The organism is Cellulomonas sp. PSBB021, assembly GCF_002240455.1.
In the GTDB taxonomy this organism is placed as follows: Bacteria; Actinomycetota; Actinomycetes; order Actinomycetales; family Cellulomonadaceae; genus Cellulomonas; species Cellulomonas uda.
Window position 1 is genome coordinate 2557795 of sequence record NZ_CP021430.1, and the last position, 20876, is coordinate 2578670.

Below are 20876 nucleotides of genomic sequence, written 5' to 3' on the forward strand. Positions count from 1 at the left end.
CCGTGCGAGGACGTGACGACGAGCTGTGGGTCCTGGCGCGCGACGAGCGGGCGGCGTTCGCGGAGGACCTCGAGCGCCTGAGCCCCGAGCAGTGGCGGCACGCGACGCTGTGCGGGCAGTGGGACGTCGAGGAGGTCGTCGCGCACCTGGTGGCTGCGGCTCGCACGGGCCGGTGGGCCTGGCTGCGCAGCATGGTCGGGGCACGGTTCCGTCCGGACGTGCACAACCGGCGCCGCATCGAGGAGCACCGCGGTCGCACGCCCGCGGAGACGCTCGAACGGTTCCGCGCCGTCGTGGGCTCGACGACGGCCGCGTCCGGGCACACCCCCGCGTACCTGGGGGAGGTCGTCGTCCACGCCCAGGACGTCCGCCGGCCGCTGGGCATCGCACGTAACCCGGACGTCGCGGCTCTCACACCCGTCGCGGAGTTCTACGCCGCGCGTGACTTCGCGGTCGAGAGCCGCACGGTCGGCGCGGGGCTGCGGCTGGCGGCCGACGACGGCCCGTTCGCCTCCGGTGACGGGCCGCTGGTGAGCGGCTCCACGCTCGCCCTGGTGATGGCCATGGCCGGACGGGCGGCGTACCTCGACGACCTCACGGGCCCGGGAGTGGCGGTCCTGCGCGACCGCCTGACGCCGTCGTAGCCGAGCCCGATGCTCCACCCGGCGCTCGCGCGACCCGCACCTTACGGTGGGACGGACCGACGAGGACGGAGGGGCCATGCACGCGAAGGACGTCCTGGCGGACGGGTTCGGGCGGATCGACGACCTGGTGCGCCGCGCGGTGGAGGGCGCCGACGAGGCGCTGCTCACGCGCCGGATCGACCCGGACGCGAACACGCTCGCGTGGCTCGCGTGGCACATCGCGCGCGAGCAGGACGGGCAGGTCGCCCCGCTCGCGGGCACGGAGCAGGTGTGGACGTCACGCGGCTGGTCGCAGCGGTTCGGGCTGCCGTTCGACGACTCCGCGATCGGGTACGGGCACACGTCCGACGAGGTCGCGCAGGTCGTCGCGACGGCGGACCTGCTGCTCGGCTACCTGGCTGACGCGACCGCGGCGTCGCTCGCGTACGTCGAGCGCCTGGCCGACGAGGACCTGGACGTGGTCGTCGACGAGCGTTGGGACCCGCCCGTGACGCTCGGGGTGCGGCTCGTGAGCATCCTGGGCGACGCGTTCGAGCACGCGGGCCAGGCGGCGTACCTGCGGGGGGTGCTCGACCGCACGGCCTGACCGGCGGGCTCGCGCTCAGCAGGTCTCGTGCACGGCGTCCGGGTCCGAGCGCGGCAGCACGTCGCGGTCGCGCAGCACGACCGACAGACCCCGGTCGCGCTGCGCCGCGTGCGACCGGGCCTCGCAGGCCTCGTCGAACGCGGCGCGGCTGTACTCCACGTCGAGCACCACCGGGTACGCGGAGGTGTACGTCGCGCACTCGTCCCACTCCTGGCACTCCTCGCTCACCGCGAGGTCCGCCCCGAGCGCACGGACCTGCCGGGTGAGCTCGGCGGTGTTCTTCTGCGCGAACGCCAGCCCGCGCGCGTGCGCGCGCTCGACGAGCAGCGCGGCGTACGCGAGGGCGTGCTCCGCGGTGAGCAGGCCGTGCGAGCGCGTGTACGAGTCGAGGTTGTCGACCTCGACCGCGTCGAAGCCCGCGGCCGCGCACGCGTCGACCACCGCCCCGACGCGCTCGGCGACTCGTGCCCGCAGCGCGTCCGTGCGCAGGTCGTAGAGCGCCTCGTCGGGCCAGCCCTCGTCCCGCACGGGCTCGCCGTCGTCGTGCAGGACCAGCTCGGGCGCCGCGCGCAGGAGCTGCTCGGTCTCGTCGGGCTGCGTCTGGAAGCCGTTGACGTAGCAGACGTCGTAGCGACCGCTGGGTGCCTCGGTCGAGTCCCGGACGACGACGCGCGTCGCGTCGAGGGGCTCGTCGGCGCCGCCCAGCTGGTACTCGAACGGCGAGCCCGGATCGGGCAGCGCGACGAGGGGCGCCGGTGGTGACGCCGACGACGAGGGCCGCGGGGCGGTCGACGTGCACGCCCCGAGGGCGACGAGCAGCGCGCCGACGACGGGCGCGGCGAGCGGTGCACGCGCGGGGCGCCGCCGCGGGCGGGTGGGGCTCGTCGTCACCGCGTCACTGTAGGCGCGGTCGGGTCAGCGCGGCCCGGGCAGCGCCACCCGGATCAGCGCCGCCCGGGTCAGCGCGGCGCGTGCGCGACGCACGTGGTCGCGGTGGGGCGGGCGAGCAGCCGCGCCGGGTCGATGGGCTCCCCGCCGACGACGCACGTGCCGTAGGTACCCGCGGCGAGCCGGTCCAGCGCGGCGTCGACCTCCGCGAGGCGCCGGCGCACGTCGGCGGCGAGCGCGTCGACCTGCGCGCGCTCGAACGCGATGGTCTGCCCCTCGGGGTCGTGCTCGTCGTCGATGTTGGCGCCCCACGCCGCCTCGACCAGGTCCGACTTCGCGGCGCCGAGCCCGACCGCGCGCTCGAGCGCGTCGGCGCGCAGCGCGAGCAGCCGCGCGCGCACCTCGTCGTCCACGGGCAGCGCCATGCCCGCCACCCTCGCACGCGGACGCGCGGACCTCACCCCCAGACCTCCACGGTGCTGACGACGAGCGCACCCTCCCGGTCCGGGTCCACGCCTGCGACGACGAGCACGCTCCGGTCCCGCAGGAGGTCGAGCTCGAGCGCACGGTGCACGAGCGCCCCGGGCACGCCGTGCACGCGCGCGGTGACCTTCTGGTGGTCCCCGTCGCGCGCGCACACGACCTCGACCTCGGCCTCGAACGCGGTCCCCGCACGCGTGCGGGCCGGCACGACGAGGTGCGCGAGCACGTCGTCGTCGAGCCGGACGTCCAGGGTCGCCGCCCGGGCGAGCCGCTGCGTGACCACGCCCCGCACGACCACGCGGAACCGGGTGCCCGCCGCGCGGTACCGACGCGCCCGCACGACGCGGCGCAGCTCGACGTGCGCGCGGGGGTGCCGGGAGTCGACGTCCTCGTCGTCGTAGGACGCGCCGAGCGTGAGCAGCGGCCGGTGCGCGTTCGTCGTCGTCCGCGCGAACGAGCCCTCCTGCCAGCCCCAGCTCGTCAGGTCGGCGGAGGTCCCCAGCTCGACGAGGTCGCGCTCGTTCGCGTCGTCGCCCTCGCCGAACTGCACGCTCGAGGTGTTGTGCACCTGTGAGTTCACGACCGCGAGCCCGACGCCGTTGCGCCGCAGCCGCAGGAACCGCAGGTTCGCCACCGACATGCCGTTCAGCTGCATGCCCGTGCCGCAGTCCTCGATCGTCAGGTAGTCGACGTGGCCGTTGCAGTTCTCCTTGGCCTTGAGCCCGATGGGGCAGCCCCGGATGACGAGCTGCTCGTCGTAGGAGCGGGCGATGTCGTAGGAGCGGAACACGTGGTGGTGCTCCTGTACGCCGTGCTTGGTGAGGTTCTCGACGATCCCGCCCGCCACCGCGTACGTGCAGTGGTCGAGCACCCCGATCCCGACCTGCCCGACCCCTTGCCCGTCGACGTGGCAGTTGTGCCAGTGCAGCAGGCTGCGGCGGCGCACGTCCACGGCGTGCGCGAACCCGCCGCGGAACGCGAGGTCCTCGAGCCACACGGACACGCCGTCGTAGGCGCGCAGCCCGAACCGGTACCCCGGGTGCGCGGCGTGGTCGATGACGGCGAGCGGCCGGTTCGGGTGCCCGCCGACCCGCGGCCCGACGATCCGCAGGAAGTCGTGCTGCGCGAGCCCTCGCGCGCCCGTCAGGGCGATCCCGCCGGTGTACGTGCCGGGACCGACGTCGATCGTCCAGCCCGTCTCGTACACCGGACCCGCCGCACGCCAGCGCGCGGCGGCCGTGGCGACCTGCCGCAGCGCGGTGCGGGGCGTTCGGCCGTCGGCCTCGTCGTCCCCGTCCTCGCGGACGTACAGGGTGGTGCGGCTCGCGCTCACGCCGCGCACCGTAGCAACGGCGCGACCTGCGCAGGGGCCGTTGTGCACAGGCATCCGGGGGATCCCCTGGACGGACGTCCACGCAGGCCTCCCCGGCGGCGTCCGCGGCCGGTACGGTGGGCGCCGTAGTCGCAGTGCATCGCTTGTCACCGTGCGCTTCCGCCGCGGGCCGGACGACGTTTCACCGTGATCACCGGTCCCGGCACCGCCGGGGTCGTCCCGCCGCAAGGAAGTAGAACGGCCACATGGCAACTGGCACCGTGAAGTGGTTCAACGCCGAGAAGGGGTACGGCTTCATCGCCCCCGACGACGGCGGACCCGACGTCTTCGCCCACTACTCGGCCATCCAGTCGAGCGGCTTCCGCTCGCTGGAGGAGAACCAGAAGGTCGAGTTCGAGGTCACCGAGGGCCAGAAGGGCCCGCAGGCCGCGAACATCCAGCCGCTCTGACCTGACGTCGCGCGGGCACGCACCGCGCAGTCGTCGCACGGACGGCGGGTCTGCACGGGCCCGCCGTCCGCCGTCCTGCGGCCGCGGGCCGTGACGCTCGGCTCATGACGCTCGGCTCATGGCGCACGGCTCATGGCGCTCGGCTCATGACGCGCTGCGCGCGTGCCGACAACCCAGGCGACGAGGACGACGAGAGCCGCGCGCACCACGAGGACACGATGACGACGCCGATCCCCGGCTGGTACCCCGATCCCCAGCGCCCCGACCAGGTGCGCTGGTTCGACGGTGCCTCGTGGACCGCGCACGTGCGGCAGGCGCGACGTGCGGCCCCCGGTCCGACGAAGCCGCCGTGGTCGGGCGGGAAGATCGCCCTCGTCTCGGTCGGGAGCGCGGTCGCCGCGGGCGTCGTCGTCGTCGGGGCCGGGCTGCTCGCGGCACCGCGGATGGTCGCCATGTGGGACGACGAGCTGTTCGACGAGTCGCTGCGCGGCCAGTCGTGCGAGCAGGTCGCGGTCGACGAGGTCCGCCTCGCCGCCGAGGACGCCGCCCCGGGCGACGTCGCGCTCGTCGCGATCGACCAGGTCCGCACGGTCGAGGACCACCTCGCGACCGCCACCCGGCCGGCCGACGGGGCCGAGGCGCACCTGCTGACCTGCGAGGGCATGGCGCGGTGGGCCGACGGCTTCCAGCGCCCGGTGCGCCTCGTCCTGACCATCGACAGCGACAACCAGACCTGGATCGACAACACATGGGACGAGAGCTCGACGGGCAGCGCGTGACCGTCCGCACGCCCGTGCTGGGCGTGGTCCGGTCCGCGCCCGGCGCCGCGCACCCTAGAGTGGCCTCCGTGATCTTCAAGGCCGTGGGCGAGGGCAGGCCCTACCCTGACCACGGGCTCGAGACGACCAAGCAGTGGGCCGAGGTCCCGCCGCGCCAGGTCCGTCTCGACGAGCTCGTCACGACGAAGCGGACGCTGGACCTCGACGCGCTGCTCGCGGAGGACTCCACGTTCTACGGCGACCTGTTCGCGCACGTCGTGCAGTACAAGGGGATCCTGTACCTCGAGGACGGGCTGCACCGCGCGGTGCGCGCGGCCCTGCAGCAGCGTCCCGTGCTGCACGCCCGGGTGCTGGTGATCGAGTGAGCGACGTGGACCGCGCCCGGGCCCTGCGCCGGCGCCACATGCACGAGCGGCAGGCCGTGATCTTCGGCGTGCTGCTCGCGGCCCTCGCGGTCGTCGGGCTCGGCTCGGCGGCCGTGTACACGGGGAGCCTGAGCCTGCCGTTCATGGAGCAGGAGTTCGCGGCGGAGCCCACGCCGAGCGCGACCACCCGCAGCTACCCGTGCCCGCCCGACGGCGCGCTGCCCGTCCCGTACGGGGACATCACCGTCAACGTGTACAACTCCACGTCCACGGCCGGGCTCGCGGCGGCGACGCTCAAGGGCTTCACGGACCGCGGGTTCGCGGGTGGTGAGGCCGACAACCAGCCGACGTTCGACGGCACGGTGCGCATCGCGTTCGGCCAGTCGGGCATCGCGGCGGCGTACACCGTCGCGGCGCACGTGCAGAAGCCGCAGTTCGTGCTCGACGGTCGCAAGGGGCCGGAGATCGACGTGGTGCTCGGCACCAAGTTCAAGGCGCTCGTGCCGGCCGACGAGGTCGGTCTGGACCCCGAGAAGCCGCTCGCGGCCCCCAAGGGCTGCACCAAGGTGCCGGTGGCCGGCGCGACCAGCGCAGCCCCCACGAGCTGACACCGCTCGGCTCCTGACCACCTCCCGGCGCGCGACGAAGGGGCCGGTCCTCGGCGGGACCGGCCCCTTCGTCGTCCGGGTCAGTGCGCCGCGACCTCGTCGCCGGCCGGGGCCGACGCCGGCGAGGCGGGCTCGAGCGACGTCCCACGCCACCGCGCGACCAGGCGCATCAGGTGGTAGACGCCGATCGCGGACGCCGTGCCCAGCGCGATGCCCGAGAACGTCAGGTCCCCGACGACCCACGTGTAGTCCGCGATGCCGACGATCAGCGCGATCGCCGCCGGCGTGAGGTTCACCGGGTTGGAGAAGTCGACCTTGTTCTGGATCCAGATGCGCGCCCCGAGCAGGCCGATCATGCCGTAGAGCAGCGTCGCGGCCCCGCCGATCACGCCCTGCGGCACGGTCGCGATGGCCGCGCCGAACGTCGGCGACATCGACAGCAGAAGCGCGGTGAACCCCGCCACCCAGTACGCCGCGGTCGAGTACACGCGCGTCGCGGCCATGACGCCGATGTTCTCGGCGTACGTCGTCGTGCCCGACCCTCCGCCGAGGCCGGCGAGGCTGGTCGCGACACCGTCGGCGAGCAGCGCGCGGCCCGTCACCGGGTCGAGGTCGCGGCCCGTCATCGCGGTCACGGACTTCAGGTGGCCGATGTTCTCCGCGATCAGGACCAGCACCACCGGGAGGAACAGTCCCAGGGTGCTGCCGTCGACCCGCGGCGTCACGAACTCGGGCAGGCCGATCAGCGGCGCGTCACGCAGCGCGTCGAAGTCGACCTCGCCCCGCAGCATCGCGAACACGTAGCCGACGACCACGCCGACGAGGATCGACAGCCGGCCGAGGATGCCGCGGAACAGCACCGTGCACAGCACGATCGAGCCGAGCGTCACGAGCGCCGTCACGGGCGCGGACCGGAACCCGGAGTCCTCGCTCTTGCCCCAGGCGGCGCTCGCGAGGTTGAGCCCGATGAGCGCGACGATCGTGCCCGTCACCACGGGCGGCATCGTCACCTCGATCCACCGCGTCCCGACGAGGTGCACGAGCACGCCGACGGCCGCGAGGGTCAGGCCCGTCGCGAGGATGCCGCCGACCGCGACCTGCTTGCCCCCGCTCGCGGTCGCCGCGAGGATCGGCGCGATGAACGCGAAGCTCGAGCCCAGGTAGCTGGGCACGCGGTTGCCCGTGATGACGAGGAACGCGAGCGTCCCGACCGCCGAGAAGAACAGCGTCGTCTGCGGCGAGAAGTCGGTGATCAGCGGCACCAGGAACGTCGCGCCGAACATCGCGACGACGTGCTGCATGCCGATGCCGATGGTCCGCGGCCACGAGAGCCGCTCGTCGGGTGCGACCACCTCACCCGGAGGGATCGAGCGCCCGTCGCCGTGCACCTTCCACCCACCCAGCCCGAGCGTGCTCCTGACCTTGGCCACCACCGCCACGTCGTCCTCCTGTCGGCCCGGCACCCGGGCGTCACCACGAGCGGTCGGGCGACCGCTCGCCCCCCGGGAGAAAGGTAGTGGTCGGGCCCGCCGCGCGGGGTGCGGATCCGCATGCCATCTTCGTGGGGTAACGTCCGCATCGACTCGGGAGGCCGAGATGTCCGAGAACGACCCGACCGTCACCCCGCCCACGCCGAGCCACGTCGTCCCCGGGGACGCGCCGGACCCGGTCGTGAGCACCGCTCCGAGCGCGCCGCCCGCACCCGACGAGGGACGGGAGGAGGACGTGGACGAGCTGCTCTCGCAGGAGCGTCCCGTCGTGATCCCGCCCGCGGGACCGCAGACGGGCGTCGCCGTCCCGCCCGTGCACTGACCACAACGCCCCGCCGGTGAGCGGGGCCGACCGAACCGGAGGCCCCGCTGCACCGCCTGCTGCGCTCGTCGCTGCCCGTCTGGACCGCGTTCGTGCTGGTCCACGCCTGGTTGCTGGTCCTGGGGGTGTACCTGCGCCCCACCGAGACGTTCTGGGACCTCGACCTGTACCGCTGGTGGATGTGGCTCGGCCTGCACGAGGGTGTGTGGCCGGTGCTCGACGGGCCGTGGGTCTACCCCGCGGGCGCGGTCGCGCCGATGCTGCTGGCCGCGCTGGGCGGCACCGGGTACGGGCCGGGGTTCTCGCTCGCGTGGAGCCTGCTGGTCACCGCGCTGAACGCGGTGGGGCTGGTGGCGCTGCTGCACGCGCCGCGCGTCGTCGGGCACCGGCGCATCGAGCGCACGACGACGGGCGCGTGGTGGTGGGTCGCGTTCACCGCGCTGCTGGGTCCGGTCGCGATGGGCCGGCTCGACGCGGTCGTCGCGCCCGTGGTGGTCGTGGCGCTCGTGGTCGCGCTGCGGCACCCGCGGCTCGCGGCGGCGCTCCTGACGGTGGGCGCGTGGGTCAAGGCCGCGCCCGGCGCGCTGCTGCTCGCGCTCGTCGTCGTGGTCCGCCGTCCCTGGCGTGAGGTGGTGCTGCCCGCGGCACTCGTGTGCGCGGGCGTCGTCGGTCTCGTGCTCGCCGGCGGGGGCCGCGAGCACCTGCTGTCCTTCCTGTCCGAGCAGGGCGAGCGCGGACTGCAGATCGAGGCGGTCGGCGCGACACCGTGGATGCTCGCGAGCCTCGTCTCCCCCGACCTGCGCGTCGAGCTCAACGCGGAGCTCGTGACGTGGGAGGTGCACGGGCCCGGCACCCAGGCCGTCTCCGACACGCTCGGCGTCCTGTTCGTGCTCGGCGTCGCCGCCGCGGGCGCGCTCCTGTGGTGGTGCGCGCGGCGCCTCGGCCCGCGGCTGTGGTCCGACGACACCGCGCGCGCCCAGCTGCTGCTGCGCGGGGCGCTGCTGGTGGCGACGCTGCTCATCGTCCTGAACAAGGTCGGCTCGCCGCAGTACGTCGGGTGGGTCGCGCCGCCGGTCGCGGTGGCGCTCGCGCTGCGCCTGCCGGGCTGGCGGGTCACCGCGTGGCTCGTCGCGGGCGTCGCGGGTGCCACGCAGCTCGTCTTCCCGTGGCTGTACTCGCAGATCACCGCGGGCGGCGCGGGCGCGACGGCGCTGCTGGCCGCACGCAACGTCGCGGTCGTCGTGCTCGCCGCGACGGTCGTCGTCGCGCTCGTGCGGGACGCGCACGACGAGCCCGCGCCGCCCGACGACGACGCGTCGCCCATGTCCGGCGGGCAGCTCCCCGAGACCGCGTCTCAGCCGAGCTGAGGCGCGACCGCGTCCGCGACCAGCTCGAGGTGGTCGAGGTCGGCCAGGTCGAGCATCTGGAGGTAGACGCGGCTCGCACCGAGCCCGCGCAGCCATTGCAGGCGCTCGACGACCTCGCCGGGCGTGCCCGCGAGCCCGTGCTCGCGCAGCTCGGCGGGCTCCCGGCCGATCGCCGCGGCGCGGCGCGCGAACTCCTGCTCGTCCGTGCCGACGCACAGCACGAGCGCCGCGGACAGCACCAGGTCGTCGGCCGGGCGGCCGATCTCCTCGCACGCCTGGCGGGCGCGCGCGAACTTCGCCTCGACCGTGTCGAGCTCCGGGAACGCGAGGTTGAACTCGCTCGCGAACCGGGCCGCGAGCGCGGGGGTGCGCGTGGGGCCGTTGCCGCCGACGATCACCGGCACACCCGGCCGGCCGTGCACCTGCTGCGTCGGCTTCGGCAGCGCCGGGGAGTCCGTGAGCGTGTAGTGCTCGCCGTCGAACGAGTACGTCTCGCCGACCGGGGTGCCCCACAGGCCGGTCACGATCTCGAGCTGCTCCTCGAGCAGGCCGAACCGCTTCGCCGGGAACGGGATGCCGTACGCCGTGTGCTCCTGCTCGAACCAGCCCGTGCCGAGCCCCAGCTCGACGCGACCGCCGGACATCTGGTCGACCTGCGCGACCTGGATCGCCAGGATGCCCGGGTAGCGGTAAGTCACCGACGAGACGAGGGTGCCCAGGCGGATCCGGCTCGTCTCGCGCGCGAGGCCGGCGAGCGTGGTCCACGCGTCCGTCGGTCCCGGCAGGCCGGGCGTGCCCATGCCCAGGTAGTGGTCGGAGCGGAAGAAGGCGTCGAAGCCCAGGTCCTCCGTCGCGCGGGCGACGCGGAGCAGGTCGTCGTAGGTGGCCCCCTGCTGAGGCTCGGTGAAGACACGAAGTTCCATCCCCGCATCATCCCGCACCACGAGTTGCCCGCCCCAACCACCCCACCACCCCGCGCGAGACCGCCATCCCTCCGGTACCAGCCCCGCCAGAGCCGGAGCAACCGCGGGGTCGGCGTCCTCGTCTCGCGCGAGACCGCCGTTCCTCCGGGAAAGGCCCGCCAGAGCCGGAGCAACCGCGGGGTCGCGGGTCGGTCGGAGGGCGGGGGCGGGTCGGGCGGGGGCGGGGGGTGGCCCGGGTGGGTCCGCCGGGGCGGGGGTCAGGGGCGGGTCTGGCAGCGGGGGCAGCGGTAGAGCTTGCGGGCGGCCATGTCCTCGACGACGACGGACGTGCCGCACACGCGGCACGGCTCACCGGCCCGCCCGTACACCCAGTGCCGCAGCGTGCGGTCGGTCAGCGCGGCACGGCGCTCGTCGGGCGTGAGGTCCTCGCGCGTGAGCATGACGCCCGTCGCGATGCCGTCCGGCAGCAGCCGTGCCCAGTCGTCCCACAGCGCGCGGGCGACCTCGGCCGGCACCTGCCTGCCCGGCGTCCACGGGTCGAGGCGCGCGCGGAACAGCAGCTCCGCGCGGTAGATGTTGCCGATCCCCGCGACGACCGACTGGTCCATGAGCAGCTGGCCGACGGCCACGCCGCGTGCCCGCAGCCGTCGGACCACCTCGGCACCCGCGGCGTCCAGGTCGGTCACGCTCGCCGGGTCGGGCCCGAGCCGGGCGACTACCGCGGCCGCCTCGTCGGGGTCGAGCACCTCGCACGCCGACGGCCCGCGCAGGTCCGCCACGGTCGTGTCCGACGCGAGCCGGACCCGCACCGCACCGACCGGCTCGGGCGGGAACGGGCCGTCGTCGTGCGGCACCCCCGCGACCAGGCCGCCCTCGTCGGCGGGCGACTCGCGCTCGTCCTCCCCCATGCGCACCGCCCGGCGCAGCCGCGGTGCCCCGAGCGACCCCCAGGCGGCCTCGCCCGGCGTGAGCGGCGTCAGCCGGCCGTGGAAGTCCCACGCCCCGTACAGCCCGAGGTGCACGCGCAGCACGTCGCCCGACGAGAACGCGCAGAACAGGTGCTTGCCGACGGCCGAGGCGCTCTCCATGACGTGACCGTCGAGCCGCGCCGCGCCGGCGGCGAACCGCCCCTGCGGGGAGCTCACGGCCAGCGGGCGGCCGACGAGGTCGAGCGTGAGCTGCCGCGCGATCCGGTGAACGGTATGACCCTCGGGCACCCCCGCAGGCTACCGACCCGACGCGTCCGACGAGTCGTCGAGGTACGCCGCGGTCAGGCGGCCGGAGGACGCGTGATGCGGGCGCCCATCGCCGCCGCGAGCACGGGACGGGACGCCCGGACGTCGGCCTGCGTCTGGGCGCGCTCGAGCACGTCGGTGATCTCCGGGCCGATGAGCTCGTGCCGCTCGAGCAGCGCGTCGCGCAGCGCCTCGACCAGGTGCCGGTTGCGGGAAAGCAGGCGCCGCACGGTGGAGCGCGCGTCGTCGAGCACGCCCTCGAGCTGCTCGCGCGAGGCGGAGTCGGCCAGCACCGCGGCCACGAGGTCGCGGTCGACGGCGAGGAACGAGACGAGCGACCCGGTCATGCCGGCGGCGCCGACCATCTGGGCGGCGGTGCGGGTCGCGGCCGCGAGGTCGCTCGCAGGGCCCGTCGTCGTCTGCCCGAAGAACAGCTCCTCGGCGACCCAGCCGCCCATCGCGATCTGCACGAGCGCCTGCAGGTCGTACTGCGAGTGCGTCCACACCTCCTCGCAGTCCGTGTGCGCGAGCAGTCCGAGCGCCTCACCGCGGCGGATGATCGTCAGCACCTCGAGCGTGCGGTTGGGTGCGACGAGCCACGCGACGGTCGCGTGGCCGGCCTCGTGGGTCGCGATGAGCTCCTGCTCGGCCGTGGTGTACCGAACGGGCTGGCCGATGCCGACCATCTCGGTGATGCGCGCCTGCTCGACGTCCTCGAACGACATGGTGAGCGAGCCGCGGCGCAGCGCGTTGACGAGCGCCTCGTCGAGCAGGTGCTCGATCATCACGGGCGTCCAGCCGTTGGTGGCCGCGGCGATGCGGTCGCGCAGCGTCGGCTCGTCGAGCGACACCTCGTGCGAGCGGCGCGCGAGGAAGTGGTCGACGAGCGCGCGGCGGCCGTGCGCGTCGGGGGTGGAGAACGTGAGGTGCCGGTCGAAGCGCCCCGGACGCAGGAGCGCGGGGTCGAGCGAGTCGGCGCGGTTGGTGGCCGCGATGAGCAGGATCGGCGCGCGCCCGGGCCGGCGCTGCTTGAGCTGCTTGTGCGCCGGCAGGAGGAGGTTCACGGCAGCGACCGCCCGGTTGTACAGCTTGTCACCGCCGGTGGGTTCGTCGAACGACTGCATCTGGACCAGGAGCTCGTTGACCACGCCGCCCGTGCCCTCGGACACCACGGCGTTCGTCGTCGTCCCCCCGACCCCGGGCAGGCGCACGGCGGGCAGGCGCACGGCGGGCGACTGCACGCACGCGCCCGCCGCCGAGACCCCCGCGGGCAGCCCCGACGAGGACCCTGCCGACGCCCCGAGCATCCCCCCGCGGCGCAGGGCGATCGCGTCGATCTCCTCGATGAAGCCGATGGCACCGCCCTCCCGGCGTGCCGTGCGACGCAGCGCCTTGAAGTACGCGCGGATCTTGCGGGCCGTCGCGCCGTAGTACATCGACTGGAACGAGGTCGCGGACACGAACAGGAAGGGCACGCCCGCCTCGGCGGCCATCGCCTTGGCGGTCATGGTCTTGCCGGTGCCCGGCAGGCCCTCGAACAGCAGGCCGCGCCGCGGGGTGCCGCCCATCTGGTCGGCGAACCGGCGGTGGGTCTGGAACAGGTCGATCGAGCGGCGCACGTCCTCCTTGACGGGGTCGATGCCGATGACGTCGTCGAGCGTGACGTCCACCTGCTCGGGGCGGTAGACGAGGTGCGGCGAGCGCGACGTCCCGACGGTCGTCAGCACGACGATGAGCAGCATCGCGACGAAGAACACGACGATCGTCACGAGGAACGGGTCGACCGGGGGCAGCTGCGGCAGCAGCGGCCAGCCCTGCAGCGAGCCGACGACGACCCACGCCTCCACCGCGAGCACCACGGCCGCGAGCCGGTACACCCGGCGGCGGCGCATCCGCTCACGCTCGATCGCGATGTCGTGCGCACCCTGACGGATCGGTGACAGCAGCTCGTCGGCCACGAGGGACTCCTCTCGGGGGCGCGCACGCCGGGCACGCGGTCAGGGCGGCGCGCGCGGCGCCGCGTGCGCCCATCGTCGAGCGGGTGACGGACCTTCGCAATACGCGACAATTCGGACCACCCGTTCGGCCTAGACCCCGGTCCGAGGTCGACGCGCGCCCCGGCTGGCTGCGCGTCATGGTCGCGGGCCGGGGCGCGTGGCCGTCGCAGGACCCGACGCGCGTCAACCAGCGCACGGCGTGGGTGCGCACCGCCGACACCGCACGGTCCGGCACGGACTGGCGGCTCACGGTCGACACGGCCGCGCGGCCCACACCGCCGGGTCCGCAGTTCGTCTTCGGCACGTTCTGGGCCGAGCCGGGCAAGACGACGCCGCGCGTGGTCCTGCTCTCGTCGCAGAGCGAGACGATGGATGCGTACGACACCCGCACGCGCACGTCGGCCACCGCGTTCCACTCGACGACGCTGCGTTCGCGCGGCGAGGTGTCCAACGGCTGCGTCCGGCTGGCCGACGACGTGCTCGACGTGCTGTGGCGCACGGTGCCGGCGGGCACGCTCGTCGTCGTGCGCTGACCGGCACACCCGGGCGGTTCGTCGTGTTCGTCCGATGCTCGTCCGCGCGTCCCCACCCCGTCACCTGCGCGGTGCCCGCACGCCACCGGGCGCCGATGGACTGCCGTGCGGCCCGCGCACCCCCGCGGCGGGCACACCCAGGTGGAGGAGCCCCTAATGAGGACACGCAAGCTGCGCGCGGCCGCCGTCGCGACGATCGTCGTCGCGCTCACGGCCGGCGCCGCGACGGGCTGGGCCGCGACGAGCGACCTGACCGGGAACGGCGACGCCCGCCGGATCTCCGGCAACCAGACCCAGGAGCTGCGCCGCCAGCTCGACCCGGGCCCGGCCCGTAACGTCATCCTGCTCGTCGGCGACGGCATGGGTGACTCGGAGATCACCGTCGCCCGCAACTACGCGCTCGGTGCCGCCGGACGCTTCGCCGGCATCGACGCGCTGCCGCTCACCGGCCAGTACACGACGTACGCGCTCGAGAAGGACGGCACGCCCGACTACGTGGCGGACTCGGCCGCGTCGGGCAGCGCCTGGGCCACGGGCACCAAGACGTACAACGGGGCGGTCTCGGTCGACGTCACCGGCAAGGCCCAGCGCTCGATCCTCGAGCTCGCACGCGCGAACGGCCTGCGCACCGGCAACGTCTCGACCGCCGAGATCCAGGACGCGACCCCCGCGGTGCTCGCGTCGCACGTCACGAGCCGGTCCTGCTACGGCCCGGTCGCGACGAGCAGGACGTGCCCGACGAACGCGCGCGAGAACGGCGGGCGCGGCTCGATCTCCGAGCAGATCCTCGACACGCGCGCGGACGTGACGCTCGGCGGCGGCGCGACGACGTTCGGCGAGAAGGCCGTCGCCGGCCCCTGGGCCGGGCGCACGCTGCTCCAGCAGGCGGCCGACCGCGGCTACCAGGTGGTCACGGACGCCGCGTCGCTCGCCGCCGTGAAGCGCGCCGACCAGAAGTCGCCCGTGCTCGGGCTGTTCGCACCCGGCAACCTGCCCGTGCGTTGGACGGGCCCGCTCGCGACCCGCACCGGCGGCTCCGAGCCGGCCGTGCGCTGCACGCCCAACCCCGCGTACGGGACCGCCCCGACCCTCGCGGAGCTCACCCGGACCGCGATCCGGCTGCTCGACCAGAAGCACGCCCGCACCGGGTTCTTCCTGCAGGTCGAGGGCGCGAGCATCGACAAGCAGGACCACGCCGCCAACCCGTGCGGTCAGATCGGCGAGACGGTCGACCTCGACGAGGCCGTGCGAGCCGCGCTCGACTTCGCGAAGAAGGACCGCCACACGCTCGTCGTCGTGACCGCCGACCACGCGCACTCGAGCCAGATCGTCGCCGCGGGCAGCACCACGCCCGGCCTCACGCGCACGCTGCTCACCGCGGACGGCGTCCCCATGACCGTCGCGTACGGCACCGCGGAGGCCGGCGGCTCGCAGCAGCACACGGGCAGCCAGCTGCGGGTCGCGGCGTACGGGCCATGGGCCGCGAACGTCGTCGGGCTCACCGACCAGACGGACCTGTTCTTCACGATGCGTGACGCGCTGCGCCTCGACCCGCGCAGGCCCGCGCGCTGACCGCAGGCCACCCCGACGCGGGCCCGACGCACGTTCGTCGGGCCCGCGTCCGCGTCCGCTCCGAGGGTGTAGGTGTGCGCACGGACGACGCAGCCCAGCTTCGTCGGCAGATCGCCGCGCACCACGCGTCCGAGGTGCTGTACGGCGCCGTGGTGAGCACCACCCGCCGGGCACCCGCCCCGCGGCCGGCCGTCAGTGGGTGGAGAAACGCTCACCTGGCGAGCGTTTCTCCACCCACAGCGCCCGGGCGGGCCGGGCGACGCCGTGCCGGAGGGGGGCGGGCGTGGCACGCTCGCGGGGACGGGGACGGGGACGGTGGGGCACGGCGCGGGAGGTCGGCTGGTGACGGGTGAGGGTGCGGACGTGAGCCGCGAGGCGGACCTGCTGGCGCGGGTCCCCGACGGCCTGCTCGTCGGGGGGCGGTGGCGCGCGGCGTCCGACGGCGCGACGTTCCCGGTGCACGACCCGAGCGACGGCTCGGTGGTCAAGCAGGTCGCGTCCGCCACGGTCGAGGACGGCCGCGCGGCGCTCGACGCCGCGGCCGAGGCGTTCCCCGCGTGGTCGCGCACACCCGCCCGCGAGCGCGCCGAGGTCCTGCGCCGGGCGTTCGACCTGGTGGTCGAGCACGCCGACGACCTCGCGCTGCTCATGACCGTCGAGATGGGCAAGCCGCTCGCGGAGTCGCGTGCCGAGGTCACGTACGGCGCGGAGTTCCTGCGCTGGTTCGCCGAGGAGGCCGCGCACGTGCAGGGCCGCTACGGCGCGAACCCGCAGGGCACGGGGCGGATGGTCGTCACGCAGCACCCGGTCGGGCCGTGCTACCTGATCACGCCGTGGAACTTCCCGCTCGCGATGGCCACGCGCAAGATCGCCCCCGCGCTCGCGGCGGGCTGCACCGTCGTCGTGAAGCCGGCGTCCCTCACCCCGCTGACCACGCTGCTCGTCGCGCAGCTCCTGCTCGACGCGGGTGTCCCGGCGGGCGTGGTGAACGTGGTCACGACGACGCGCACGGGCCCGGTGTCCGAGGCCGTCATCGGCGACCCGCGGCTGCGCAAGCTGTCCTTCACGGGGTCCACGCCCGTGGGCAGGCAGCTGCTCGCGCAGGCCGCGGGCGGGGTGCTGCGCACGTCGATGGAGCTCGGCGGCAACGCGCCGTTCGTCGTGTTCGACGACGCGGACCTCGGCACGGCGGTGGACGGCGCCATCGCGGCCAAGTTCCGCAACATCGGCCAGGCGTGCACGGCGGCGAACCGGTTCCTGGTGCACCGCTCGCTCGCCGACGAGTTCGCGCGGCGGGTCACCGAGCGGGTCGCGGCGTTCCGTACCGGGCGCGGCACGGAGGAGGGCGTGACGATCGGGCCGCTGATCGACGACCGCGCGGTGGCGAAGGTGGAGGAGCTGGTCGACGACGCGGTGTCCCGCGGTGCACGGCTGCTGACCGGTGGCTCCCGGGTCGAGCGGCCCGGCTCGTTCTACGCCGCGACGGTGCTGGCCGACGTGCCGCCCGACGCGGCGCTCCTGCGCGAGGAGATCTTCGGCCCGGTGCTCGCGATCGTCCCGTTCGACGACGAGGACGAGGCCGTGCGCCTCGCGAACGACACCGAGTACGGGCTGGTCTCGTACGTGTTCACCGAGAGCCTCGCGCGCGGGCAGCGCATGGTCGAGCGGCTCGAGACGGGGATGACGGGGCTCAACGTGGGCGTCGTCTCCGACGCGGCGGCCCCGTTCGGCGGGTGGAAGCTCTCCGGCCTGGGCCGCGAGGGCGGCGCGGAGGGCATCCACGAGTACCTCCAGACCAAGTACACGCTCACGGCGGACCCGTTCGCCTGAGCCTTGCCGGCGCCCCGGCGGACGGTCGGTGACCGCTCGGTGAACTCTTGTGCGCGGTGTCCGTTCGGACCGATTCACCGCGCCGGTCGTCGGGCAGCATGCCCGCGTGGCGAACGACGTGGAGATGCTGGTCAGGGCGGCGCGGGCCGCCGGTGGGGTGCACCGGACGGTGGACGACCTGGCGGTCGACCTGCCCGTGGTCGAGCCGGACGTCCCGATGAGCGACGTCGAGGCGTTCTTCCGCTCGCCCCTGGTCTCGTGCCTGGGCGTGCGGGGGCACGACGAAGCCGCGATCGGGCTCCTGACGCGGGCGCGGTTCACGGACGCCCAGACGGGCCGCCTCGGCTTCGGGCGCGCGGTGCTGTCCCGCCGGCCCGTCGGCGAGGTCGCGGACTGGGCACCGCTCGTCGTCGACGCGGGCACGAGCATCGCCGAGGCGGCGACGCGGGCGATGGAGCGCACGGGTGCCGCGCGGTACGACGACGCGGTGGTGCGCTCCGCGACGTGGGCGTCGGTCGCGACCGGTGACCTGGTGCTGTCGCTCGTCGCGTCCCTGACGACGAGGTCGCTGCACGACCCGTTGACGCGCCTGCCGGGCCGGGAGATGGTGCTGCACACGCTGCGCTCGTGGTCGGCGATGCTCGCGGGCTCGGGGCGCCGGCTGGTGCTGCTCGTCGCGGACGTCGACGGGTTCGGCGCGCTCAACGCGTCGCACGGGCCGGACGCGGCGGACGAGTTCCTGCGGCGCGTCGCGGCTCGCCTGCAGGCCGCGCTGCCGGGCGGGAGCCTCGTGGGCCGGACCGGGTCCGACGAGTTCATGGCGGTGACGATGAGCGGCGCGGGCGACGAGCGGCTCGCGCGCCACGTGTCGCTGGTGCGCGGTGCGGCGATGCGCGCGCTCACCCCGCAGCGCGGCGACGACCGTCCGGTGCGCGTCGTCGTCGCGGCGGGGCCCGAGCGACCCGAGGAGCTCGTGGCCGCGGCGCTCGCGCAGATGCAGGCGACCAAGCAGCACCCCGCCGCGACGGCCCTCGTGGGTGAGCTCGCGCGCTCGTCGTGACCGCGCCGTCCGGCGCCGGTCGCGTGCGGCGGGTGGTCAGGCCGGCGCGGGCGCGGACCAGCGCAGGCCGTCGAGCAGGAGGCGCAGGACGCGCACCGTGCTCTCGCGGTCGGCGCTCTCGGAGCCCGCGAGGCACACGCCGCTCACCGCGCGCATGAGGTCACCCGCGTCCACGTCCGCGCGGATGGCGCCCTGCTCCTGGGCGGCGACGACGAGCCGGGAGGCGGCGGCGAGCATGCGCTCGCGCCCCTCGGCGAACACCTGCTGCGCGTCCGGGCCGAGCCCGGCCTTGAGCGCCGAGGCCATGCCGCGCTTGCGGATCACGTAGTCGACGAACGACAGGACCCAGTCGTCGAGGGCCTCCGCCGCGGGGCGCTCGGCGAGCAGCTCGTCGGCGTGCGCGACGAACGCGTCGAGGCTCGAGCGGTAGACGGCGGCGATGAGCTCGAGCCGCGTCGGGAAGTGCCGGTACAGCGTGCCGATGCCGACGCCCGCGGCCTTGGCGACGTCCTCGAGCGAGACCTCGGTGCCGCTCGCGTCGAACGCGGCGCCGGCGGCCTCGAGGATCTTCGAGCGGTTGCGCGCGGCGTCGGCGCGCAGGGGGCGCTGCGTCGTCGTCCGGTCGCTCACCTGGTCACCTGCCTTCGTCGCGCTCCTCGTCGTCCGGCCCGTCGTGGCCGTCCGGACGCCATGCTCCCACGGGGACGGGGAAACACGGTTGCACAACCGGAGGCATCCTCCATATAGTCATATCCGGAGGCGGGTTCCGCTTCTGCTCCCACCCTAACCCCGCGGAGGTCCGCATGATCGCGCCCGCGTCCCCTCGTCGCCGTCCGGCCTCGTCCGTCCTCGTCCTCGCGGCGATCCTCACCACCCAGCTCATGCTCGTGCTCGACATGACCATCGTGAACGTCGCGCTCCCCGACCTGCAGTCCTCGCTCGGCTTCACGCCCACCGGCCTGTCCTGGGTGCTCAACGCCTACACGCTCGCGTTCGGCGGGCTCCTGCTGCTCGGCGCCCGCACCGGTGACCTCCTCGGCCGGCGGCGCGTGCTCGTCGCCGGGATCGCGCTGTTCACCGCCGCGTCCCTCGTCGGCGGGATCGCCGCCGGCCCCGGCGTGCTGCTGGCGGCCCGCGCCGCGCAGGGCGTCGGCGCCGCGTTCGCCGCACCGTCCGCGCTCGCGCTGCTCATGGCCCGCTTCCCCGAGGGCGCCGAGCGTGCCCGCGCTCTCGGCTACTTCTCCGCCGTCTCGATCGGCGGCTCCGCGCTCGGCCTCATCGCCGGCGGCATGCTCACGCAGTGGGCGTCCTGGCGGTGGGTCATGTTCGTCAACGTGCCCATCGGTCTCGCCCTCGTCGCGCTCGTGCGGGCCGTGCTGCCCGAGACGCCGCGCCACCCCGGGCGGTTCGACCTCGTCGGCGCCGCGACCTCGACCATCGGCATGACCGCGCTCGTCTACGGGTTCGTCGAGGCGGCCGAGGACGGCTGGGGCGCACCCACGACCCTCGCCTCGTTCACCGTCGGCGCGCTCCTGCTCGCCGCGTTCGTGCTCACCGAGCTGCGCGCACCCGCGCCCATCACGCCGCTGCGGCTGTTCGCCGACCGCACACGCTCCGCCGCGCTCGGCGGACGGCTGCTCCTCATGGCCGCGATGACCGGGCTGTTCTTCTTCCTCACGCAGTTCCTGCAGGACGTCCTCGGGTACTCGCCGCTCGCCACAGGCGTCGCGTTCCTGCCCATCACCGTCATGCTGCTCGTGTTCTCCCAGGTCAGCGCACGTCTCATGCAGCGCGTCGGGAACCGGCCGCTGCTCGTCGCCGGCCTGGCGACCACGACCGTCGCGCTCCTGCTGCTCTCCCGCATCGACGCCGGCACCGGCTACCCGCAGATCCTCGTCGCGCTCGTGCTGTTCGGGATCGGGAACGGGCTCGCGTTCGTGCCGCTCACCGCGGCCGGCCTGCAGGGTGTCGACCCGCGCGACGCGGGTGCCGCCTCCGGGCTCGTCAACGCGTCGCAGCAGATCGGCGGCGCGCTCGGGCTCGCGGTGCTCGTCACGGTCGCGGAGTCGGCCGCGCGTGCCGCCGCACCGGTCGGGGCCACCGCGCTCGAGGTCGCCCGCCACGCGTTCGTCGCGGGCGCGCAGCAGGCGTTCCTCGTCGGCGCCGGCCTGACCGCCGCGACCGTCGTCCTGCTCGCCGCCCTGGTGCGCCGCCCGACCCCCGCACCCACCGTCGTCACCCCGCACCGCGAGGCCACGACCGACGAGCGCACCCCGGAGCTCGCGCTCGCGGACTGACGCCCACTAGGGGTTCCCCCACCCCGACTGGGGTGGTCCCCCGATGGTGGCGCCCGGGCCCCACCGACCACGCTGGAGCATGCCGGGATCGATGCAGGTCAGGCCGCTGACACAC

At 74.7% G+C, this 20876-nt stretch carries 21 protein-coding genes; 13 read left to right on the forward strand and 8 right to left on the reverse strand.

From position 1 onward, the window contains the following. Positions 1-2 precede the first annotated feature (2 nt). Complete coding sequence (locus tag CBP52_RS11750) at positions 3-644, forward strand: maleylpyruvate isomerase family mycothiol-dependent enzyme (RefSeq protein WP_198303440.1); 642 nt, start codon at positions 3-5, stop codon at positions 642-644. A 76-nt stretch (positions 645-720) separates the two neighbouring features. After that, a complete protein-coding gene (locus tag CBP52_RS11755; protein WP_094181103.1) occupies positions 721-1230 on the forward strand; it encodes a DUF664 domain-containing protein in 510 nt (169 codons plus the stop codon). A 15-nt stretch (positions 1231-1245) separates the two neighbouring features. On the opposite strand, the gene CBP52_RS11760 is transcribed toward CBP52_RS11755, so the two are convergent. The 3 genes from CBP52_RS11760 to CBP52_RS11770 all read right to left on the reverse strand — a co-directional run bounded on the left by CBP52_RS11760 (position 1246) and on the right by CBP52_RS11770 (position 3934). Next, complete coding sequence (locus tag CBP52_RS11760) at positions 1246-2121, reverse strand: endo alpha-1,4 polygalactosaminidase (protein ID WP_094181104.1); 876 nt, start codon at positions 2119-2121, stop codon at positions 1246-1248. A gap of 68 nt (positions 2122-2189) precedes the next feature. Beyond that, positions 2190-2543 (reverse strand): TraR/DksA C4-type zinc finger protein, encoded by a 354-nt coding sequence (locus CBP52_RS11765; RefSeq protein ID WP_094182344.1) that lies wholly within the window; start codon positions 2541-2543, stop codon positions 2190-2192. A gap of 32 nt (positions 2544-2575) precedes the next feature. Beyond that, on the reverse strand, positions 2576-3934 hold the full coding sequence (locus CBP52_RS11770; RefSeq protein ID WP_157732594.1) for a hypothetical protein: 1359 nt from the start codon (positions 3932-3934) through the stop codon (positions 2576-2578). Between the two features lie 245 nt (positions 3935-4179). Between CBP52_RS11770 and CBP52_RS11775 the strand changes: the two genes are divergently transcribed. The 4 genes from CBP52_RS11775 to CBP52_RS11790 all read left to right on the forward strand — a co-directional run bounded on the left by CBP52_RS11775 (position 4180) and on the right by CBP52_RS11790 (position 6135). Next, positions 4180-4383, forward strand: a complete 204-nt coding sequence (locus tag CBP52_RS11775) for a cold-shock protein (protein WP_094181106.1) — start codon at positions 4180-4182, stop codon at positions 4381-4383. A gap of 104 nt (positions 4384-4487) precedes the next feature. Then, positions 4488-5162, forward strand: coding sequence for a DUF2510 domain-containing protein (locus CBP52_RS17950; RefSeq protein ID WP_232514464.1), 675 nt, complete (start codon positions 4488-4490; stop codon positions 5160-5162). 68 nt (positions 5163-5230) lie between these two features. Beyond that, complete coding sequence (locus tag CBP52_RS11785) at positions 5231-5527, forward strand: type II toxin-antitoxin system VapB family antitoxin (protein ID WP_094182346.1); 297 nt, start codon at positions 5231-5233, stop codon at positions 5525-5527. After that, a complete protein-coding gene (locus tag CBP52_RS11790) occupies positions 5524-6135 on the forward strand; it encodes a LytR C-terminal domain-containing protein (protein WP_094181107.1) in 612 nt (203 codons plus the stop codon). The genes CBP52_RS11785 and CBP52_RS11790 overlap by 4 nt, the downstream gene beginning before the upstream one ends. Before the next feature lie 80 nt (positions 6136-6215). Here the strand turns inward: CBP52_RS11790 and CBP52_RS11795 are convergent, their stop codons facing one another. Beyond that, a complete protein-coding gene (locus CBP52_RS11795) occupies positions 6216-7574 on the reverse strand; it encodes a uracil-xanthine permease family protein (RefSeq protein ID WP_232514465.1) in 1359 nt (452 codons plus the stop codon). 157 nt (positions 7575-7731) lie between these two features. Here CBP52_RS11795 and CBP52_RS11800 point away from each other — a divergent pair, with 157 nt between their 5' ends. Both CBP52_RS11800 and CBP52_RS11805 read left to right on the forward strand, forming a co-directional pair. Continuing rightward, positions 7732-7947 (forward strand): hypothetical protein, encoded by a 216-nt coding sequence (locus CBP52_RS11800; RefSeq protein WP_094181109.1) that lies wholly within the window; start codon positions 7732-7734, stop codon positions 7945-7947. A gap of 92 nt (positions 7948-8039) precedes the next feature. Beyond that, on the forward strand, positions 8040-9314 hold the full coding sequence (locus CBP52_RS11805; RefSeq protein ID WP_232514466.1) for a glycosyltransferase 87 family protein: 1275 nt from the start codon (positions 8040-8042) through the stop codon (positions 9312-9314). On the opposite strand, the gene CBP52_RS11810 is transcribed toward CBP52_RS11805, so the two are convergent. The 3 genes from CBP52_RS11810 to CBP52_RS11820 form a co-directional block, all read right to left on the reverse strand. Beyond that, positions 9302-10237, reverse strand: coding sequence for an LLM class F420-dependent oxidoreductase (locus tag CBP52_RS11810; RefSeq protein ID WP_094181111.1), 936 nt, complete (start codon positions 10235-10237; stop codon positions 9302-9304). The two genes, CBP52_RS11805 and CBP52_RS11810, sit on opposite strands and share 13 nt — an antisense overlap. Positions 10238-10494: 257 nt before the next feature. Continuing rightward, complete coding sequence (locus CBP52_RS11815; protein WP_094181112.1) at positions 10495-11454, reverse strand: Fpg/Nei family DNA glycosylase; 960 nt, start codon at positions 11452-11454, stop codon at positions 10495-10497. Between the two features lie 53 nt (positions 11455-11507). Beyond that, positions 11508-13430 (reverse strand): AAA family ATPase, encoded by a 1923-nt coding sequence (locus CBP52_RS11820; RefSeq protein ID WP_094181113.1) that lies wholly within the window; start codon positions 13428-13430, stop codon positions 11508-11510. A gap of 176 nt (positions 13431-13606) precedes the next feature. Between CBP52_RS11820 and CBP52_RS11825 the strand changes: the two genes are divergently transcribed. The 4 genes from CBP52_RS11825 (at position 13607) to CBP52_RS11840 (ending at position 18464) form a co-directional block, all read left to right on the forward strand. Further along, the gene (locus CBP52_RS11825) at positions 13607-14002 is read left to right on the forward strand and encodes a L,D-transpeptidase (protein ID WP_157732595.1); all 396 of its coding nucleotides are present in this window, start codon (positions 13607-13609) and stop codon (positions 14000-14002) included. 156 nt (positions 14003-14158) lie between these two features. Beyond that, entirely contained in the window at positions 14159-15574 is a 1416-nt protein-coding gene (gene phoA, locus CBP52_RS11830; RefSeq protein WP_094181114.1) for an alkaline phosphatase, read from the forward strand. Between the two features lie 363 nt (positions 15575-15937). Beyond that, positions 15938-17404: an NAD-dependent succinate-semialdehyde dehydrogenase gene (locus tag CBP52_RS11835; protein WP_094182347.1), complete on the forward strand. Its 1467-nt coding sequence runs from the start codon at positions 15938-15940 to the stop codon at positions 17402-17404. Between the two features lie 106 nt (positions 17405-17510). Beyond that, a complete protein-coding gene (locus CBP52_RS11840; RefSeq protein ID WP_094181115.1) occupies positions 17511-18464 on the forward strand; it encodes a diguanylate cyclase in 954 nt (317 codons plus the stop codon). A gap of 36 nt (positions 18465-18500) precedes the next feature. Here the strand turns inward: CBP52_RS11840 and CBP52_RS11845 are convergent, their stop codons facing one another. Beyond that, on the reverse strand, positions 18501-19094 hold the full coding sequence (locus CBP52_RS11845; RefSeq protein WP_094181116.1) for a TetR/AcrR family transcriptional regulator: 594 nt from the start codon (positions 19092-19094) through the stop codon (positions 18501-18503). Between the two features lie 173 nt (positions 19095-19267). Between CBP52_RS11845 and CBP52_RS11850 the strand changes: the two genes are divergently transcribed. Continuing rightward, a complete protein-coding gene (locus CBP52_RS11850; protein ID WP_094181117.1) occupies positions 19268-20761 on the forward strand; it encodes an MFS transporter in 1494 nt (497 codons plus the stop codon). The last annotated feature ends 115 nt before the right edge of the window (positions 20762-20876 follow it).

Bases quoted from the DNA above. Each gene is read 5' to 3' on its own strand.
- CBP52_RS11755 (WP_094181103.1), top strand. From the start codon at position 721: ATGCACGCGAAGGACGTCCTGGCGGACGGGTTCGGGCGGATCGACGAC.
- CBP52_RS11765 (WP_094182344.1), bottom strand. From the start codon at position 2,543: ATGGCGCTGCCCGTGGACGACGAGGTGCGCGCGCGGCTGCTCGCGCTG.
- CBP52_RS11775 (WP_094181106.1), top strand. From the start codon at position 4,180: ATGGCAACTGGCACCGTGAAGTGGTTCAACGCCGAGAAGGGGTACGGC.
- CBP52_RS17950 (WP_232514464.1), top strand. From the start codon at position 4,488: ATGACGCTCGGCTCATGGCGCACGGCTCATGGCGCTCGGCTCATGACG.
- CBP52_RS11800 (WP_094181109.1), top strand. From the start codon at position 7,732: ATGTCCGAGAACGACCCGACCGTCACCCCGCCCACGCCGAGCCACGTC.
- CBP52_RS11810 (WP_094181111.1), bottom strand. From the start codon at position 10,237: ATGGAACTTCGTGTCTTCACCGAGCCTCAGCAGGGGGCCACCTACGAC.
- CBP52_RS11825 (WP_157732595.1), top strand. From the start codon at position 13,607: ATGGTCGCGGGCCGGGGCGCGTGGCCGTCGCAGGACCCGACGCGCGTC.
- phoA (WP_094181114.1), top strand. From the start codon at position 14,159: ATGAGGACACGCAAGCTGCGCGCGGCCGCCGTCGCGACGATCGTCGTC.
- CBP52_RS11850 (WP_094181117.1), top strand. From the start codon at position 19,268: ATGATCGCGCCCGCGTCCCCTCGTCGCCGTCCGGCCTCGTCCGTCCTC.